The sequence below is a fragment of the Bernardetia sp. MNP-M8 genome, from assembly GCF_037126285.1.
GTDB lineage: Bacteria > Bacteroidota > Bacteroidia > Cytophagales > Bernardetiaceae > Bernardetia.
The window spans coordinates 4,752,638-4,772,372 of sequence record NZ_CP147012.1 but is presented as its reverse complement, the minus strand read 5'-3'; the positions used below and the strand labels follow the sequence as shown (position 1 = coordinate 4,772,372).

Genomic DNA, 19,735 nt, shown 5'->3' with positions numbered 1-19,735 from the left:
ATCAAAATTAAATAGTTTTTCATTTTACCATCATTTTTTATATGAACATTCACGAGTATCAAGGTAAAGAACTACTCAAAAAATACGGAGTTGCAATTCAAGAAGGAATCGTAATTGATTCTGCTGCAAAAGCTGCTGATGCTTCCAAACAACTTAGAGAACAAACTGGCACAGACTGGATTGTTGTAAAAGCACAAATTCACGCAGGTGGACGTGGAAAAGGAAAAGTTGTAGGTACAGATTATAATGGCGTAATGCTAGGAAAGTCTCCTGAAGATGCTGCTGAAAAAGCAAAACAACTTCTAGGAAACGTACTTGTAACTCACCAAACTGGTGAAGAAGGCAAAAAAGTAAATAAAGTTTTGTTAGCACAAGATGTTTATTACAAAGGTGAGTCTGAAATCAAAGAATTTTATGTAGCTGTTCTTTTAGACAGAGACAAAAATTGTAACGTGATTATGGCAAGCCAAGAAGGTGGTGTAGATATTGAAGAAGTAGCAGAACATCACCCAGAAAAAATTATTAAAGAATGGATTGATCCAAAATTAGGTTTGCAATCTTTCCAAGCGCAAAAAGTAGCATTTGCTTTGGGCTTAGAAGGAAAAGCACTCAAAGAAATGACTAAGTTCATTAAATCTTTGTATGCTGCCTACATTGGTATTGATGCTTCTCAAGTGGAAATTAATCCTGCTTTCAAAACATCTGACAACAGAGTTTTGGCAGTAGATTCAAAAATTAATTTGGATGATAATGCCTTTTATCGTCATAAAGAATTGGCAGAACTTAGAGATGAGTCTGAAGAATCTCCATTAGAAGTAGAAGCAAGTAAATTCGGCTTAAATTACGTAAAACTTGACGGAAACGTTGGTTGTATGGTAAATGGTGCTGGTCTTGCGATGGCTACAATGGATATGATTAAACTTGCAGGTGGTGAGCCTGCTAACTTCTTAGATGTTGGAGGTGGAGCTTCTGCTGAAACAGTAGAAAAAGGTTTCCGTATAATCTTGAAAGATCCAAATGTAAAAGCAATTTTGATTAATATTTTTGGTGGAATTGTTCGTTGCGACAGAGTTGCAAACGGAGTGGTAGAAGCCTATAAAAATATTGGTAAAATTGATGTGCCAATTATTGTTCGTCTGCAAGGAACAAATGCAGAAGAAGGTGCAAAAATTATTAAAGAATCTGGTTTGAATGTAATTTCAGCAATTGTTTTGAAAGAAGCTGCTGATAGAGTAAAAGAAGTATTAGCTAACTAATAAGCTGACTTTTAATTAGTGCAAAAATTCCTTTTATTATTCTTTTTAGAGTGGTAAAAGGAATTTTTTTTTAAGATGACCGTTTAAGCAAATGAAAATTATAAAAAAACGATATTGGAAAAACCTGTATAAAAGTATAATAAACACTCTTTTTCCCAAAGAGAATGACTTGATTATTATAAGTAGTTATATTGTCAGTCTCTTTATGGGTTTGTTGTTTTCTTTCTTTACAGTTAATGACTATTTAGATAATGAATATATTTTAAAAAATGGAATAGAGGTAAAGGCAGTGTTAATAGACAAAGAATATAGAAATAAGATGACCATCAGTAGTATAGAATATCAAGATAAAGTGTACCATTGGGGAAAGTATGGCGTACCATATGATATTGGAGATTCTGTAATGGTACTTTATAGCCCAGATAAAGATATGTTCCTTCCTATTAACCACGATAAAGAATATATACTCATTTTTATGTGGCTTTTTTTTATATTTTTTGGAGGAACTAATATTATAAGGGTTCTTTATACCAAAATAAAAACTGTCTTATTTTAGCTAGTTTACTTTAAGTTATGTCAGATAATAAAACCCTTTCAATCATTTTTTCCAATGTTGAAAGGGTTTTATATGTTTCTAAGGAGCAAGACGAACAATTTCCCACAGAGAACCATACCTTTGATCTCCATGTTCTTTCAAAAGATAAGCAATTCTATCATGCAGACGGCTGCTTCTTCCTTGCCAAAACTCAACATAATCAGGTACTAATCGATAGCCTCCCCAGTTTTTAGGTCTTTCTATAAAATTAGTCTCTTCATAGTTTTTTTCAATAGAATGAAATAATGTTTCTAACTCTTCTCTATTATTCAAGATGCGACTCTGAGGAGAAGCGATAGCCCCAATCTGACTTTTAATAGGACGACTTTTGAAGTATTCAGAAGATTTTTCTGCGCTAATTTTTTCTACTCTTCCTTCTATTCGAACTTGTCTTTCTAACTCTGCCCAAAAAAAAGTGAGACTAGCATAAGGATTCGTTTCCAAATTCTCTCCTTTTCTACTTTCATAGTTGGTGTAAAAAACAAATCCTTCATCAATACTTTTTAAAAGAACAACACGAGCTGAGGGACGATTATTTTCTCCTATTGTAGAAAGTACCATAGCATTAGCTTCTGCTGAAAGTTCTGCATCTAAAGCTACTTGAAACCATTTTTCAAACTGCTGAATAGGATTTTCTAAAGCGTTTTTTATATCAAACTCTGCTTTAGTATAGTTTTGTCTTAGATTTTCTAAATCCATAAATTGGTAATCAATAGAGTTGTTTAATAAAATTATAACGTATCCGAGTTATCAGTTTTTTTGTTAGGCTCATAAGTCCCTGGAGGGCTAAAAAGAACTTTGAAAACCTGCTTTGGAGAACGCACCTTTTTCAAATCCTTTGCAATATCTACAAATTCATGAAAAACCAAACGAACAGGGTTTTTTGTGTTAATTGGTGTCGTAATTCCGTATTTTACTTTTTCTCCTTCGGGTTCAAAAGTATCAAAAATTCTGTCCCAAATAATAAAAGTAGAACCATAATTTTTGTCTATATAATGTTCATTTGTTCCGTGATGAACTCTATGATGTGAAGGTGTTACAAAGATATATTCAAACCAAGCTGGCATTTTACGAATCTGTTCGGTATGAATCCAAAACTGATTCAAAACTGCTATTTGATGGCAAATAAAGAAAGTAAGAGGATGAAAACCTAAGAGAGCAACAGGCACAAAAAAGATAACTTTTAATTGTTGAACCCAAGAAAGACGAAACGAAACAGCGAAGTTATAATCTTCTGAAGAGTGATGCGTAACGTGAGTAGCCCACCAAAAACGCTGACGATGTGCCACACGATGCGCCCAATATCTACAAAAATCTAAAACTACAAAACAAACAATAAATGACCACCAAGAAGGTTCAACGTAAAAAGGTGAAATACTAAAAAAGAAAAGAATTACACCAAAAGTAAATACCTTAGCAAGTGCTGTAGAAATCAAATTGCCCAAACCAATCAATACAGAAGACCAAAAAGTGTGATTGTTATAAGTTAGGTGTGAGTCTTGATGTTCTTTTTTTTCTTTTCTCTCTAAATAATATTCTAAAGCGACCAAAGAAAGCATCACAGGAATTGCCCAAACTATTATTTGGGGTAAGTTTAATTCATTGATTTGATTATTGAAGGTTTCTAAATTATCAAAATCAAAGATAGGTTTATTGGTAAAAGCAGATGAAAAAATATACTGTATGAACATATAATACTTATTTTGTATAAAAACTAATTTATTATTTGAATGGAAGTAATAATATTTATTTGTAAATAAGTGTTTTTTGCTTTTACAAAGTTACCTATTTTTAATCATTCTAAAAAAGATATTGGTTAGACTTTCTTATAAATTATTTTTTATAGCTTGAATTAACTATTTTTCTATCTAAATTTGTTATCGCTTATTTGGAAAATGCAATCTGTTTCCTTTTAAATATTTCGAATAATTTAATTCATACTTTATATTTTGTTTACTTATCAACAAACCCTAGACTATCTTTTTGCACAACTTCCTATGTTTCAACGAGTAGGAGGTGCAGCCTATAGAAGTGATTTAGATAATATTAAAATTCTGTGTAAACAGTTGGGTAATCCAGAACAGAAATTTGATACTATTCATGTAGCAGGAACAAATGGAAAAGGTAGCACTTCCCACATGATTGCTTCTGTTTTACAATCAGCAGGGTACAATGTTGGACTTTATACATCACCTCATCTCAAAAATTTTACAGAACGAATTAGATTAAATGGAGAAGAAATAGAACAAGAATTTGTTATCAGTTTTGTAGAAAAAATACGAACTACTATTACATCTATCTCACCTTCTTTTTTTGAGGTTACTGTTGCTATGGCATTTGAATATTTTGCGTATAAAAAAGTAGATATTGCCATTATTGAAGTCGGAATGGGAGGGCGATTAGATGCTACCAACGTAATTTCTCCTTTGCTTTCTATAATTACAAATATTGGATTTGATCATCAACAGTTCCTAGGAGATTCTTTAGAGAAAATTGCAGCCGAAAAAGCAGGAATTATCAAGCCAAATACGCCAGTAATTATTAATCAAAAACAAGAAGAAACGACATCTGTTTTCGAAGAAATTGCTCAAAAAAGTAATGCTGAACTTATTTTTGCAACTGATCAATATGGTATTGAACAAAATGAAATGGGAACTTTTAATATCAGTACCAAGGAAGGAAAATGTATGGATGGAAAACCTTTTATATATATGCGTAATGGTATAGAATTAGACTTGAAAGGAGTTTATCAAAAACAAAATCTAGTAGGTGTTATCTGTGCTTTGGAAAAACTTAAAAAGATACAATCTCCTAGAAAAGAAGATTGTTTTACTTTTACAATAGAAAATTTAATGAAAGGGCTAAGAAATGCTGCTCAGAAAACAGGACTAAAAGGACGTTGGTATAGATTAAGCAAAGAAAATGAAAACTCAACTATAATTTGTGATATTGCTCATAACGAAGACGGAATCAATCAAGTTATTTCTCAACTTAAATCAGAATTAGCAAAAGGAACTTATTCTAGTTTACGAGTAGTTTTTGGAGCAGTCAATGATAAGGATTTAGATAAAATTTTTAATCTTTTAAGTAAAGAATTACAAGAAAAAATTACTCAAAAAACAGTTTTTTATTTTTGTAAACCCAATGTACCTCGTGGTTTAGAGGTAATTATTTTGAAAAACAAAGCAGAGGGTTTTGGGCTAAATGGAGATATTTATGAAAGTGTAGAAGCTGCTTTAGATGCTGCAAAGAAAGATTCTGAAGCAATTGAAAATCAAAAAGATTTTATTTATGTTGGTGGAAGTGCTTTTGTGGTAGCAGAAGTAGTGTAAAATAGGGTATAATTCGGACAAATGCTTTTATGAAACAGTTTAAGAGATTTAAATAGTCTTTTTAGAAGAGTTATTCGTCGTGGTATTGAAAAGATAATAGAAGACTCATTAGATGCTCATTTAGCTTGTAATAAAATCTATTCTTCCCTAATCCAAGTAAAGTTAGCTTTATTACTCTTTGAGGTTGGTTTTTTATTCTTCTACCCATTTTGTAAACATTCTTTCACTTGTTCTTTACTTTCAAATACTTTATTAGAAAGAGCCTTCCTTATTTCTTGAAAACCGTTATCACCTTTTTTAAAAAAAATGGCTTTTATAATAAATGCAACAAAAAAACACTACCTTTGCAGCCACAAAAAGCAAGATAATAAACTAGATACAAAACGAGCAAACTTATATATAAAATGGCAGCAATCAATCTCATTTCGGGCGAGCATCTTTCCAAAACTTATGGAGATAGATTCCTTTTCAATGATTTGAATTTTGGAATTTCACAAGGCGAAAAAGTAGCTTTAGTAGGTAAAAATGGAGCAGGAAAATCTACACTTCTTAAAATATTAGCAAAAATAGTCAATCCAGATAAAGGCGATGTAAGTTTGCGTCAAGGTGTGAGAGTGGGTTATTTGGCTCAAGACCCAGACTTGCCACTCAACAAAACGATTTGGGAAGCGATTGTACAGGCTGATAGTCCAACCATTACGGCTATTCGCAATTATGAAAATTCTATTTTGCCTGAAAATATAGAAGATGCTGAAAGAATGGAAAAAGCAATGAACGAAATGGAACGTTTAGATGCTTGGGCGTATGATGCCAAAATAAAAGAAGTTACTTCAAAGTTAGGTTTAGAAGATACAGAAAAAGGAATTGCTCAACTTTCTGGGGGACAAAAAAAGCGTGTTGCACTTGCAAAACTCCTTTTAGACGAGCCAGATTTGTGGCTTTTGGATGAGCCTACCAACCATTTGGATTTAGCAACTATCGAATGGTTAGAAAATTATTGGGCTTCTTCCAATACGACTTTACTCCTTATTACTCACGATAGATACTTTTTAGATAAAATTTGTAATCGAATTTTTGAGTTGGATAACGGTCATATTTATCGTTATGAGGCAAATTATGGACAATTTTTAGAATTAAAATCTGAACGAATTGCACAAGCGCACACCGAAGCAGATAAAGCACACCAACTTATGAAAAAAGAGTTGGATTGGATTAGAAGACAGCCAAAAGCACGAGGCACAAAAGCAAAATATAGAGTAGAAGCCTTTGAAGGTATAAAAGAAAAGGCAAGTACACGTCCAGAAGGAAATAACATGGATATTCAATTTGGTGCAAAACGCCAAGGAAAGAAAATTATTGAACTTCACGATGTGAGTTTTGATTTTCAAAGTGAAAAAGGAAGACAGAAAATCCTTGATAAATTTAATTACAAATTTGTAAGAGGAGAAAGAATTGGAATTATAGGAAAAAATGGAGCAGGCAAATCGACTTTCCTTTCTCTTTTGACAGGTGCATTAGAACCAACAAAAGGGCATATTGAAAAAGGAGAAAATACACACTTTGGATATTATACCCAAATGCCTCCTTCTTTTGATGATTCTATGCGTGTTATTGAAGTCATTCAAGCGATTGGAGAAATGGCGACAGTCTCAGAAGGTCATCAAGTCTCGGCTTCGCAACTGCTTACTCAATTTAACTTTCCACCAGCACAGCAATACAAAAACGTAGGTACACTTTCGGGAGGAGAAAAAAGACGTTTGCAGCTTTTACAGATTTTGATAAAGATGCCTAATTTCTTGATTCTTGATGAGCCTACCAATGATTTAGATTTACAAACGCTTTCTGTTTTGGAAGAATTTTTATCTAATTATGGTGGTTGTTTGATTTTGGTTTCTCACGATAGGTATTTCTTAGATAATCTAGTAGAACATCTTTTTGTATTTGAAGGCGAAGGAGAAATTAGAGATTTTAATGGAAATTATACTGATTATAGAGAAGAGGAATTAGAGAAAATAAAAGAATCTCAAAACAAACCTTCTAACAAAAATGCTCATTCGATTGCACCAGTAAAAACAAATACTTCTAACAAACTTAGTTTCAAAGAAAAGCAAGAATTAGAAACTACTGAAAAAGAAATTGCAAAACTTACTAAGCAAAAAGAAGAATTAGTTTCTCTTATGAATAGTGGAGAAACTGATTATGATAAAATTTCAAAATGGAGTGCTGAAATGGAAGTCATTGTAAATGCGCTTGATGAAAAAGAAATGCGTTGGTTAGAACTTTCTGAAAGAGAGTAAATAGTCATTTCAAAAAAGGCAAATTATTCTAGTATATATGTCGTTATTGGTATTTTTATTAAAGGTTATTACATTTATTTTTGTATAACAGTCTTCCAAACTATTAAATTTGATAAAATACTATTTTTGATGTTCAGACTGGAAATCTGAAGTATCTTAATGCAAACCGTGATAAGGTTTATTACTAATAACGACATGATAAAAGGTATTACTCGCCTTTGTTGGTGTTTTAGTGTAGCGACACCAACAACCAAATAACTTATTTATCTGCCATTTTGCCCTATTATTTTTTCGTAAAAACAAAAAAGAGGCTTGGTACATAGCTTGCAAATAGTTTTGTAATCAAAAATAATTTTATCTGTTTTTGATTGCGATTTATACTTAGACTATATTTATAGATATTTTAAGAGTAATTCGTATAATTTTATAACAATTTCATTCAGATTTACAGGTGTTTTTTTAATCAAGCACTGACAATCTGACACTTTTTTGTTGTTATAGTTATTCTTTCTAATTTTGATATTCAAATACACTAAAATCATATACATTTTTTGAAAAATATAAAAGTGCCTTTTACCGAAGATGATATTCCTCAAATAGACTTGGAAGAACTAGAAAATTCAGCTCGTGAACTAGAAGACGATTTGCCTGAAGAATTATTTATTTTACCTGTCAGAAATACTGTTTTATTTCCTGGAATTATTATGCCTATTACTGTAGGGCGTGAGAAATCTCTACGTTTAATAAAGAAAGCATATAGAGACGAGAGTTATATTGGTGTAATTTCTCAAAAAAACTTGGGGGAAGACGAACCACAAAAAACTGATTTGCATTTTGTGGGAACAGTCGCCAAAATAGTAAAAAAGATTGTGATGCCTGATGGTAATACAACTATCATAGTACAAGGCAAGCAACGTTTTGAACTTCATGAAATTACACAAGAAGAACCATTCTTAATTGGTAAAGTAAATTATCTGACGGATTTTTCATTAGATAACTCAAAAGGAAGTAAGAAAAATGACGGACGTAAAAAAGAAGCTCTTATAGAATCTATAAAAGAAGCAGCTTTTAAAATTTTGCATTTGAGTTCGGATATTCCACCAGAAGCCCAAATTGCTTTAGAAAATATTGAAAGTCCTAATTTCTTAATTAATTTTCTATCTGCCAATACAAATGTAGAGGTAAAAGAAAAACAAAAGTTACTAGAACTTCCAAAAGTAATGGACAGAGCTGTGCAGCTTTTAAAGATTATGCACCGTGAAATTCAGCTTTTAGAACTCAAAAGTGATATAAAAGAAAAAACAAATTCAGATTTAGACCAGCAACAAAAAGAGTATTTTCTTCGCCAACAAATCAAAACTCTTCAAGATGAAATTGGAGATGAAAATGATAAAGACATAAATAAACTGCATATAAGAGCAGATGAAAAACAGTGGAGTGAAGAAACAAAAGAGTTTTTCTTGAAAGAAGTAGAACGTTTTGCTCGTATGAATCCAGCTTCTCCTGATTATTCCATTACACTTTCTTATTTGGAATTCATGTTAGATTTGCCTTGGCAGTTTACTACAAAAGACCATTTAGATTTACATAATGCAAAAAAAGTATTAGATAAAGAGCATTATGGATTAGAAAAAATAAAGCAACGTATTTTAGAATATTTAGCTGTTCTGAAACTCAAAAATTCATTAGATAGTCCTATTTTGTGTTTGTATGGACCTCCAGGGGTGGGCAAAACTTCTCTAGGAAAATCTATTGCAAAGGCACTTGGTAGAAAATATATGCGTATTTCGTTAGGTGGAATGCACGATGAATCTGAAATTAGAGGACACCGTCGTACTTATATTGGTGCAATGCCTGGGAAAATTATGCAAAATGTAAAAAAAGCAGGTTCTTCAAACCCTGTTTTTGTTTTAGATGAAATTGATAAAGTAAGTAGCGATTTTCGTGGAGATCCTTCTTCAGCTTTATTGGAGGTTTTAGACCCAGAGCAAAATGATACTTTTGTAGACAATTATCTAGAAACAGAATATGATTTATCTAAAGTTTTGTTTATTGCTACAGCAAATTCATTAGATACTATTCAGCCAGCTCTTCGTGATAGAATGGAAATTATTCAAGTTTCTGGATATACAATTGAAGAAAAAATTGAAATTGCCAAACAACATTTAATAGCCAAACAAAGAAAAGCTCACGGACTTCAAGCAAAAGATGTTAGTTTTACTGCCGAAACACTGCGTTTTGTAGTAGAAGGTTATACAAGAGAATCAGGTGTCAGAAGTTTGGAAAGACAAATTGCCTCTCTTTGTAGAAGTGTAGCCAAATCAGTGGCTATGGAAGAAGACTATCAAAAGAAAATTACACCAAAAGAAGTAGAAAGAATACTAGGAAAACCTTCTTTTGATAAAGAACTTTTTGAAGAAAATGAAACAGTAGGTGTAGCAACTGGACTAGCTTGGACTCAATATGGAGGCGAGATTTTGTCTATCGAAGTCAGTTTGAGTAAAGGAAAAGGCAGAACTACTTTATCTGGACGATTGGGAGATGTAATGAAAGAATCGGTTAGTGCAGCACTTTCTTATTTGAAAGCCAATGCAGAAGAATGGGAAATTGACCATCAACTTTTTGACCAATACGATTTGCATGTTCATGTTCCTGCTGGAGCAGTTCCAAAAGATGGTCCTTCGGCTGGTATTACGATGCTTACAGCGATGGTCTCTGCTTATTCTCGTAGAAGAGTCAAAAATCAGTTGGCAATGACTGGCGAAATTACGCTGCATGGAAAAGTGCTTCCTGTGGGTGGAATCAAAGAAAAAATATTAGCTGCCAAACGTGCTGGAATCAATGAAATTGTGATGAGCAAACGCAATCAAAAAGACATTGAGGAAATTGAAGAGCATTATATTAAAGGAATGAAGTTTCATTTTGTAGAAAAAGCTGGAGAAGTTTTAAAATTGGCATTAGTCAAAGATCAAGACAAAACAGCTAGACCTTTGGAAGTACAAGATATAACTCCAAAAAATAAATCAGACAAAACAAATCAAAAAATAAGAGTCATTCCAACAAATCCACCAAAAGGAAAAAGTGGAAGTGTAGGAGTTTAAAACAAATTTAATAAACCCTAAGGGGCTTCTGAGACCCTTAGGGTTTTATAATAAGATATGAAAATAGTAATCATAGATTATAAAGCAGGAAATATTCGTTCTGTTGATTTTGCTTTGCAGCGTTTAGGAATAAATGCTGTGGTAAGTGCTGATAAAGAAACACTACGTTCGGCTGACAAAGTTATTTTTCCAGGGGTTGGACACGCAGAATCTGCTATGCAACAACTCAAAAATGCAGATTTAGACACTTTTATTCCAACACTCAAACAACCTGTTTTAGGAATTTGTCTTGGAATGCAGCTTCTTTGTTCGCATACAGAGGAAGGAAACACAAAAGGACTAGGGATTTTTGATGTAAACGTAAAAGAATTCAAACCAACTAATTCGGTTGATAAAGTTCCTCACATGGGTTGGAATACAACGCAAGATTTAAAAGGAAAATTATTTGATAGTAATTTATTTAATCAAGTAAATAATCCTTCTCAATTTTACTTTGTACATACCTATTACGCAGAACTATGCAAAGATACTGTTGCCACTTGTGATTATATCTTACCTTTTTCGGCAGCTTTACAAAAAGATAATTTTTATGCAGCACAGTTTCACCCAGAAAAAAGTGCAGATGCTGGAGAAGAGCTTTTGAAGAATTTTTTGAAAGTGTAGTTTGTTTTTTAGAATGAAAAAGGTTTTTTTACAGAACTTATTTTTTCATATCAATATATGTATACATCAAAACAAATACTCCGAACTCAAGTCAAAACAATTTTGACAAATTTTATTTTAAGTCTTTTTACTCTGAATATATATTTTACACCTAGTAATAATGAAGGTAAACAACTACATTCTTTTTTTATTTTACTTATTTTATTTTTTCATATAATATATTTTATAGTTTTATCAATTTCTTTTTTGTCTAAGATTTTTAAAATAAAATTTTTAATATATATACCTATATTTATATTATTGATATCTGATTTATTTTTTCTATATCTGTTTTTTGAAGATACAGGATATCATTTTTATGCCACTAGTATGATTTTTATGAATACTACACTAACAATAATATGGCTATTTTTTACCCTAGTCGTGCCTCGGCTGTTAAAAAATAAATAAAAAATGAGAGTCGAAAACTATGGTAAAAACTTCCTCAAAGAACCCATTTCAATAGCTCCTTTAGTAAGTTTCCGAATCTTATTTGGTTTACTTATCTTTTTTAGTACGCTTCGTTTTTGGTATATGGGTTGGATAGAAAAACATTATATCAAGCCTGTTTTTCATTTTAAGTATTTTGGTTTTGAGTGGGTTGAGCCGTTGAATAGTTATGGAATGTATGCTGTTCATGTGGTTTTGATTTTGGCAAGTTTGGGCGTTGCATTTGGTTTTTTGTATCGTCTTTCTGCTATTTTATTATTTCTGACTTTCACGTATTGCCAACTTATCGACCTTACTTATTATCTCAATCATTATTATTTTGTGAGTTTGGTGGCATTTCTGCTCATTTTTGCTCCTGCGAATCGTTTTTATTCATTGGATTGTTTACTTTTTGGCGTTGGTAGGTACAAAAGCAAAAAGAAAGTTAAGTTTGAAAGACAAAGTAAGTATAATCTAAAAAGTTTTTTATTCAATCTTTTTTATGTTTTGCCTTCACTCTCTATTTCTCGTGCTTGGATTTTAATTTTTCAGCTTCAACTTTCCATTACTTATTTTTATGCAGGATTAGCAAAACTTAATTCTGAATGGCTTTTTGATGCAATGCCCCTCAAAATTTGGCTTCCTCCTCATTATGATATGCCGATTTTTGGTTTTTTGATGCCGTATGAAATTACAGCTTATATTTTTTCGTGGACAGGAATGTTGTATGATTTATTAATTCCTTTTGCGTTATTTTATAGAAAAACTCGCCTATTTGCTTATTTTGCAGTAGTTGGTTTTCACGCTATGACAGGATATTTATTTCAAATTGGCGTTTTTCCAGTAGTTATGATTGCATTAACTTTGATTTTCTTCGAAGCAAAGTATCACGAAGCAGTATTAAATTTTATTTCTTTATTTTTTAATAAACTCTTACCGTTGTCGGTGTCCTCACTGACAACTTCCAAATATTTTACTTTTCATTCTTCTAACAAAAAACAATCTTCTCATTTACTTTTAAATCCACTCAAAAATTTTCAATTCATTTCTAAGAAATGGCTGTATGTTTTAACTATTTATTTCATCTTTCAGTTTTTATTTCCTTTTCGTTTTATGCTATATGCAAGTCAGCCCTATAATGAAACACTTTTTTGGAAAGAAGAAGGCTATCGTTTTTCGTGGCGAGTAATGCTTATGGAAAAGTTTGGAAGTGCTACATTCTATGTCAAAAATCCGAAAACAGGAAAAGAAGGAGTTGTGGATAATAGTGAATTTTTGAATAAACATCAAGAAAAACAAATGGCTTTTCAGTCTGATATGATTTTACAATATGCTCATTTTTTGGAGGAGAAATATACCACAAAAGAAAATCCAAATCCGATAATTAGAGCAGAAGTTTATGTAACTTTGAATGGACGTAGAAGTCAATTATTTTTTGACCCAAACCTTGATTTGAGTGAAATTGAGGATGGTTTTTTAGAGAAAGATTGGATTAATAAACTGAAGTGACACTATTTATTCTTTTTAAAAGAAAATAAAGAAATAAATTTTTAGAGTATTTTTGCAAAACTATTTTTGAGCTTATTTACCATCCTATATAAAATTTAACTCATTTTGAAACTAATCTTTTCACCCTCTCACTATCCATTTTTTAATCTCGCTTTAGAAGAATATCTATCTAATTTTACTGATAAAGAAAGTGAGTATTTACTTTTTTACAGAAATGAACCTTCCTTAGTCATGGGAAAAAATCAGAATGCTTGGGAAGAAATGAATTTTAATTATCTCAATGCTCAAGATATTTTTCTTTCTCGTCGTATTTCGGGTGGTGGAACTGTATATCACGATTTGAATAATCTAAACTTTAGCTTTATAAAGCCATTAGACACAAAAATGGTAGCTAATTATGATTCACTGCTAGTTCCTATTGTAGAGTTTTTGAAAACAGTAAATCTAAATGCTTCTATTGGTAAGCGTTCAGACATTTGGCTAGAAAATGAAAAAGGAGAAAAACGAAAAATCACAGGTACAGCTCAGTATACCAACAAACACCGTTTTATCACACACGGAACACTTCTTTTTGATACAGATTTAGAAAAACTAGAAAAAGCTATAACAATTCCTACAAATATCGAAGTTAATTCAAAAAGTCTTAAATCAGTAAGAAGTAAAGTAATGAATATCAAAGATATTTTAAAACAGAATGATAATGAAGATATTCTAACAATAGAAGAGTTTGAAGAAAAGTTGGCTCATTTTATTCTATTGTATTTTAATATACCTTTTCATTTGCATAGACTAACAGAAGATGAGATAATTGAAATAGAAAAATTAGCACAAGAAAAGTATAAATCTTTTGAGTGGATTTGGGGACGTTCGCCAGCGAGTGAAGTTACTAGAAAAATTACGTTCAAAAATCAAGAATATAGAATCAAAATAAAATTAAGCAGAGGCGCAATTATTCAAGAAATTAGTATAGAAGATAATTTCTTAAATGATAGCTTGCAACAGTTGGTAAATCAAATCTATAAAAAAGAAGAGTTAGAAAAAATTCTCTTACCAATTGGTTTTATAGAACAAGATTTAGAACTATGGTTTTAAATGTAGCGTATATTTTAAACTTTTTAATAAACTAAACGTTCCATTAAGATAAAACTGAATTGAAAATTTGAAAGTCAAAGTGAAAAAATAAAATTTAAACAATAATTTTTGTAATTTTACTTTCATTCAAACGAATTATAAAAATTGATAAGAATTAACTAACAAACCTATTCGATATGAAAGACATGATGAAAATGTTTGGTAAAGTGCGTGAAATGCAAGCCAAACTTCAAGAAGTGCAAGAACAACTCGTAAATATTACAGCCGAAGGAGAAGCAGGTGGTGGAATGGTAAAAGCAGTAGCTAACGGAAAAAAACAAGTCATTAAACTAGATATCGATGCTGATATTATAAAAGCAGATGATAAAGAAATGTTACAAGATTTAATTGTAGCAGCAGTAAACAAGGCATTAGAAGGCGCAGAAGAAAAAAGTAAAGAACACATGCAAAAAAGCACAGAAGGAATGATGCCTAATATCCCTGGTATGGATTTAGGTGGAATGGGAATGTAGTATTGAATTGTAAATGCTAAATTGTAAATTAAATTATTAGCAACTACATTCAATTGGACAGGGTTTTAACCCTGTTTTTTATACAAAGGCAAAAGGAGAAGTGATCAGGGCAGGGATGTCATTCATTGACGGGCTTGTACCTGTGTTTTCTCTCCTTATTTTATTAAAACTAAAAAAGTCTATTTCAAAATATTTTGAAATAGACTTTTTTATGTTGATGAAAAAATGATAATAGAAAAAGAAAAGTTATTGAATATTATAAATGTACTATTTCTTATCACTTACAATTTATCACTAATAACTATTTTATTTACTTATCTTCACTTTTCTTCTTCCATTTCAAAGAATAAATATCAGTGCGTCGGTCTTTTAAGTTACGAACGCTACCATGACTATGTAATTCTTTCAATAAATCAAGATTTACATCAGCAATCATTGTCATTTCTGTATTTGGAGTTGCTTCTGCAATAATGGCATTATTAGGAAAAGAATAATCTGAAGGTGAGAAAACAGCCGACTGAGCAAACTGAATATCCATATTTTTTACCTTTGGAAGATTTCCTACACTACCTGCAATGGCTACATAACATTCATTCTCAACAGCACGAGCTTGAGAACAAACACGTACACGCATATAACCATTCTGCATGTCAGTAGAGAAAGGAACAAACAAAATTTGCATTCCTTCTTCTGCCATCATACGAGAAAGCTCTGGAAATTCTGAGTCATAACAAATTAAAATACCAATTTTTGCTACATCAGTTTCAAAAACTTTTACTTTGTTTCCACCAACCATTCCGTAATCATTTACTTCACTTGGTGTAATATGAATTTTGTATTGAACATCCCACGTTCCATCACGACGGCACAAATAAGAAACATTATAGAGCTTTCCATTCTCATATAAAGGAAGACTTCCTCCAATAATATTTACATTATAAGAAACAGCATAACCCACAAGTTTATCTCTAACTTCTTCGGTATATTCTGCTAGTTTTCGAATTGCCTTTGCTGTATCTTCTTCATTAAACTCTGCCATCAAAGGAACATTGAAAAATTCAGGGAAGAGAACAAAATCAGCACGGTATGAGCTAAGCGCATCTACGAAAAACTCAACATTCTCAAAAAACGATTCTACTGATTTTACATTACGCATCTGCCACTGAACCACACCAATACGTATAACTTCTTTTGGTTGGTTTACAAGAGCAGGTTTTTCTTCATAATAAATATTATCCCACTTTAAAAGACTTGCGTATGCTTCTGATTCTATATCATCAGGTAAATAATTGCGCAATACTTTTTTTACGTGAAAACCATTACTCAATTGAAATGTCAAAACAGGATCGTAAATTTCTTTTTGGCGTACTTTCTCTAGATATTGTCTAGGTGTTACCGAATCAGAATATTTACTAAAGTTTGGCATACGTCCTCCAGCAATAATCCCTTTTAGGTTTAGATTTTCACATAATTCTTTACGAGCATCATAAAGACGTCTTCCCAAACGCATATTACGGCTATTTGGATTTACACTTACCTCAATTCCGTAAATAACATCTCCATCGTCGTCGTGATTTATAAAATTATCTCTTACAATATCATGATAAGTATGATTATCTCCAAATTTGGAATAATCAATTACCATACTAAGCGCATAAGCAATTACTTTTCCTTTGTCTTCTATACAAATCTGTCCTTCTGGAAACATTTCAAGCAATTTCATAATTGACTCTTTCGTCCACGCTTGATCTTTTGCATAAATCAGTTTTGATATTTCTTCAATATCGGCTGCATCGGTTGGCTCAACAGTACGAAGTTTTAATACGTGTTGTTCAGTTTCGAAAGTCGATATAACATTTTCTTTTTTATCTATTGACATAAAAGTAAGTTAAAAATTAAATTTTTAATTAGTAAAAGCTACTAATTTAGGTTAAAAAACACAGAACTAAGAATTGTTCTGTAAAATCACTCTACAAACAAGTGCTTTTTTGAAGTCTGTTTGTAGAGTATTATGTATATTTGCAATCTCATTTTTTAGACTCGTTTTCTCCAAAGAAAATATAGATTAATGAGTAATTGAGCGATTAAGTGCAGTCATAAAAGCACGCAAAAGTACACTTTATTTAAAATAAAACCTTTATTATTTCAGATTGTTTTCAATAATTATTAAGTGATTAAAATACAAATTATTACTTTTAATATTACATTTTTTAAACAATGTTTTATAATACAAATAGTTATTAACTGACAATTATCTACTCTAATATGTATCAATCTTATCTTTCAGAAGCTAATCAGATCTTTTCAAAATTTAAAAATCAATCTCGTTTGATTGCAACAATTAGACTGGTTTATTTTTTTGCTGCTCTAGTAGTTCTTTATTTTTTGCTTAATGAAGGCTGGCAAATCGTAACTGGTTCTAGTTTCCTCTTGTTTTTTGGATTTATTTTTTTAGTAAAATTATATCAAAAATCCGAACAAAAAAGAAATTATTGGAAAACAAGAATTACTCTTTTAGAAAAAGAAAATGAAAGATTAGAGTATAATTTCGAAAATCTAGATGATGGAATGGAATTTTATGATGTTCTGCACGCTTACATCAAAGATTTGGATATTTTCGGACAAACAAGTCTTTTCTCTTATATATCACGCACCCACACAAGTGTAGGAAGAAGTTTTTTAGCAAATTGGCTTTCAGAAAAAACAGATGAAAAGACAATTACGAAAAGACAAGAAATTGTAAAAGAACTAGCACAAGATTCAAAAAAAAGCACAGAATTACGTCTTGACTTACAAACAACAGCGCATTTAAGCGAAGAAACACCAAAAGAATATGCTCAACTTAAAAAATGGCTTCAATCAGAAGATTCATTTTTGGAAAGCAAAGTATTAAATATTATTCGTTTTGTTTTGCCTCTTATTACTGTTTTGAGTTGGGTAGCTACATTTATGGGATTTGTTACTTATATTTTACCTGTTTTTCTTTCTTTAGCTCAACTCGGAATTGTGGGAAGTATGTTTCCTAAACTACAAATGACGTATGACACCGTAGGAAAAAACATTCCTTTTCTGCAAAAGTACGCTTCTTTATGGGAAATTATAGAAAATGCTACTTTTCAAAAAGAGGAGACCAAGACTTTACAAAATGACCTAAAAGGAAGTTCGAAGGCAGCTCAAGAATTAGCCAAAACATTAGAATTGTTTGAATACCGTATGAATGGAGTTGCTTTTATGTTTTTAAATGGACTTTTTTTATGGGATATTCATTTTGCTATAAAACTAGAAAAATGGCGAAAAGAACATAAAAACGATACGCCAAAATGGGTAGAAACGCTGGCAGAATTTGAGGCTTTATTTAGTTTGGCTTCTTTTTCATTCAATCATAAAGAATATATTTTTCCTACCATTTCTGTTTTGAATATGAATGGAAGCGAACAAAAAGTAACAGAAAATGCTTTTGAGATTGTAGAAATGTCGCATCCACTTCTAAAACAAGAAGTTAGAATAGCAAATGATTTTACAGCTAAAAATATACGTGAAATTGCACTTATTACAGGCTCAAATATGGCAGGAAAAAGTACATTTTTGAGAGCATTGGGAATAAATATGGTTTTGGCATGCGCTGGTGCGCCTGTTTGTGCTACAAAATTTGATTTTGTTCCTATGCTTATTAGTAGTAGTATGCGTATTATTGATTCACTAGAAAAAGGAGAATCTTCATTCTTTGCAGAACTAAAACGACTAAAACAAATTCTTGATATTTTGGAAGAAGCAGATAAAAAAGGAGAATATAATTTAGTTCTTTTAGATGAAATTTTGAGAGGAACAAATTCAAAAGACCGTTATTTGGGTTCAGTAGCAATTATCAAACAGCTTTTAAAACTTCCTGCCACTGCTTTTATTGCTTCTCACGACATCGAACTTTCAAAATTAGAAGCTGAGTTTCCAGACAAAATTACAAACTACGCCTTTGAAGTAGAAAATATGGAAACAGGTCTGCATTATCCTTATAAAATTAAAAAAGGCGTTTGTCAGAATACAAATGCTGTATTTTTGATGCAAAAAATGGGAATTGAAATGTAAATTTTATCTAATCCTCAACGAGGTTTAACCGTCGTTGAGGATTTAAACTATTATGAAACTTCTAACCTACAACTATTCAAAAAAGGAAATAAACGAACGATTTGAAAAAGTCCGTCAGCAAGTTTTTATTCAATCCAAACAAATAAAAACGGATAATTTTCAAGTCGTTTCGAATAATGATATAAAACTGATTTTTGAATTGTACGATACTTATTTTTTTGATAATTACTTTAAAGAGAACAAAGTAATTGACAGAATGGCTTTTGATTTTTCTAAAAAAATGACTTCGGCAGGTGGAAAGCTAATGTATTATAAAGTTACAAAGCAAAACCCGATTCAGTTTCGAATGCGTATTTCTGCATATTTAATTTTTAATTCTTTCAAAGATCAAACAAGTAATAAAACTATTAATCTAGCAGGTTTTGAAACCAAAAATCGTTTAGAAGCCCTCATGCATGTCATCGAACACGAAATTATTCATTTGATAGAATTCATAGCCTTTAATGATTCTAGTTGTAAGAAGGATAATTTTAAGAAATTAGCTAATTCTATTTTCGGACATACAGCTTTTACTCACCAACTTCTGACTGGGAAAATGGAAGCTCTAAAAGAATATGATTTGAGAGTTAACGATTGGGTAAAGTTTACTTTTGACGGAAAGACTTATACAGGAGTGATACACCGAATCACAAAACGAGCAACCGTAATGGCATTAGATAAAAACGGAGAATATAAAGACAACAAAGGAAATCGATTTAAAAAATATTATATCTTACTGAAATATTTGAAGAAATTGGATAAAAAGCCGATTTAGATTAATATTTGAA

At 31.3% G+C, this 19,735-nt stretch carries 14 protein-coding genes; 11 read left to right on the top strand and 3 right to left on the bottom strand.

Translation table 11 applies throughout. From position 1 onward, the window contains the following. Nucleotides 1-41: 41 nt before the first annotated feature. Both sucC and V9L04_RS19255 read left to right on the top strand, forming a co-directional pair. Nucleotides 42-1,256 carry an ADP-forming succinate--CoA ligase subunit beta gene (gene sucC, locus V9L04_RS19260; protein ID WP_338791555.1) on the top strand — a complete coding sequence of 405 codons (1,215 nt, stop codon included), beginning with the start codon at nucleotides 42-44 and terminating at the stop codon, nucleotides 1,254-1,256. Nucleotides 1,257-1,425: 169 nt separating this feature from the next. Next, complete coding sequence (locus tag V9L04_RS19255; protein ID WP_338791554.1) at nucleotides 1,426-1,812, top strand: hypothetical protein; 387 nt, start codon at nucleotides 1,426-1,428, stop codon at nucleotides 1,810-1,812. Nucleotides 1,813-1,890: 78 nt separating this feature from the next. Here the strand turns inward: V9L04_RS19255 and pdxH are convergent, their stop codons facing one another. Continuing rightward, nucleotides 1,891-2,550 carry a pyridoxamine 5'-phosphate oxidase gene (pdxH, locus tag V9L04_RS19250; RefSeq protein ID WP_338791553.1) on the bottom strand — a complete coding sequence of 220 codons (660 nt, stop codon included), beginning with the start codon at nucleotides 2,548-2,550 and terminating at the stop codon, nucleotides 1,891-1,893. Nucleotides 2,551-2,582: 32 nt separating this feature from the next. Next, the gene (locus V9L04_RS19245) at nucleotides 2,583-3,542 is read right to left on the bottom strand and encodes a sterol desaturase family protein (RefSeq protein WP_338791552.1); all 960 of its coding nucleotides are present in this window, start codon (nucleotides 3,540-3,542) and stop codon (nucleotides 2,583-2,585) included. 258 nt (nucleotides 3,543-3,800) lie between these two features. Here V9L04_RS19245 and V9L04_RS19240 point away from each other — a divergent pair, with 258 nt between their 5' ends. The 7 genes from V9L04_RS19240 (at nucleotide 3,801) to V9L04_RS19210 (ending at nucleotide 14,825) form a co-directional block, all read left to right on the top strand. Beyond that, the gene (locus V9L04_RS19240) at nucleotides 3,801-5,183 is read left to right on the top strand and encodes a folylpolyglutamate synthase/dihydrofolate synthase family protein (RefSeq protein WP_338791551.1); all 1,383 of its coding nucleotides are present in this window, start codon (nucleotides 3,801-3,803) and stop codon (nucleotides 5,181-5,183) included. 404 nt (nucleotides 5,184-5,587) lie between these two features. After that, nucleotides 5,588-7,480, top strand: coding sequence for an ABC-F family ATP-binding cassette domain-containing protein (locus V9L04_RS19235; RefSeq protein ID WP_338791550.1), 1,893 nt, complete (start codon nucleotides 5,588-5,590; stop codon nucleotides 7,478-7,480). Nucleotides 7,481-8,031: 551 nt separating this feature from the next. Further along, nucleotides 8,032-10,581 carry an endopeptidase La gene (gene lon, locus V9L04_RS19230; RefSeq protein ID WP_338791549.1) on the top strand — a complete coding sequence of 850 codons (2,550 nt, stop codon included), beginning with the start codon at nucleotides 8,032-8,034 and terminating at the stop codon, nucleotides 10,579-10,581. A gap of 57 nt (nucleotides 10,582-10,638) precedes the next feature. Then, nucleotides 10,639-11,244, top strand: a complete 606-nt coding sequence (gene hisH / locus V9L04_RS19225) for an imidazole glycerol phosphate synthase subunit HisH (RefSeq protein ID WP_338791548.1) — start codon at nucleotides 10,639-10,641, stop codon at nucleotides 11,242-11,244. A gap of 453 nt (nucleotides 11,245-11,697) precedes the next feature. Further along, on the top strand, nucleotides 11,698-13,221 hold the full coding sequence (locus tag V9L04_RS19220; RefSeq protein WP_338791547.1) for an HTTM domain-containing protein: 1,524 nt from the start codon (nucleotides 11,698-11,700) through the stop codon (nucleotides 13,219-13,221). Between the two features lie 105 nt (nucleotides 13,222-13,326). After that, complete coding sequence (locus tag V9L04_RS19215; protein WP_338791546.1) at nucleotides 13,327-14,313, top strand: lipoate--protein ligase; 987 nt, start codon at nucleotides 13,327-13,329, stop codon at nucleotides 14,311-14,313. A gap of 176 nt (nucleotides 14,314-14,489) precedes the next feature. Next, the gene (locus V9L04_RS19210) at nucleotides 14,490-14,825 is read left to right on the top strand and encodes a YbaB/EbfC family nucleoid-associated protein (RefSeq protein WP_338791545.1); all 336 of its coding nucleotides are present in this window, start codon (nucleotides 14,490-14,492) and stop codon (nucleotides 14,823-14,825) included. A 310-nt stretch (nucleotides 14,826-15,135) separates the two neighbouring features. On the opposite strand, the gene V9L04_RS19205 is transcribed toward V9L04_RS19210, so the two are convergent. Further along, nucleotides 15,136-16,704: a carbon-nitrogen hydrolase family protein gene (locus V9L04_RS19205; protein WP_338791544.1), complete on the bottom strand. Its 1,569-nt coding sequence runs from the start codon at nucleotides 16,702-16,704 to the stop codon at nucleotides 15,136-15,138. A 386-nt stretch (nucleotides 16,705-17,090) separates the two neighbouring features. Between V9L04_RS19205 and V9L04_RS19200 the strand changes: the two genes are divergently transcribed. Both V9L04_RS19200 and V9L04_RS19195 read left to right on the top strand, forming a co-directional pair. Next, nucleotides 17,091-18,908 (top strand): hypothetical protein, encoded by a 1,818-nt coding sequence (locus V9L04_RS19200; RefSeq protein ID WP_338791543.1) that lies wholly within the window; start codon nucleotides 17,091-17,093, stop codon nucleotides 18,906-18,908. A 52-nt stretch (nucleotides 18,909-18,960) separates the two neighbouring features. After that, complete coding sequence (locus V9L04_RS19195; RefSeq protein WP_338791542.1) at nucleotides 18,961-19,722, top strand: SprT-like domain-containing protein; 762 nt, start codon at nucleotides 18,961-18,963, stop codon at nucleotides 19,720-19,722. Nucleotides 19,723-19,735: the final 13 nt, after the last annotated feature.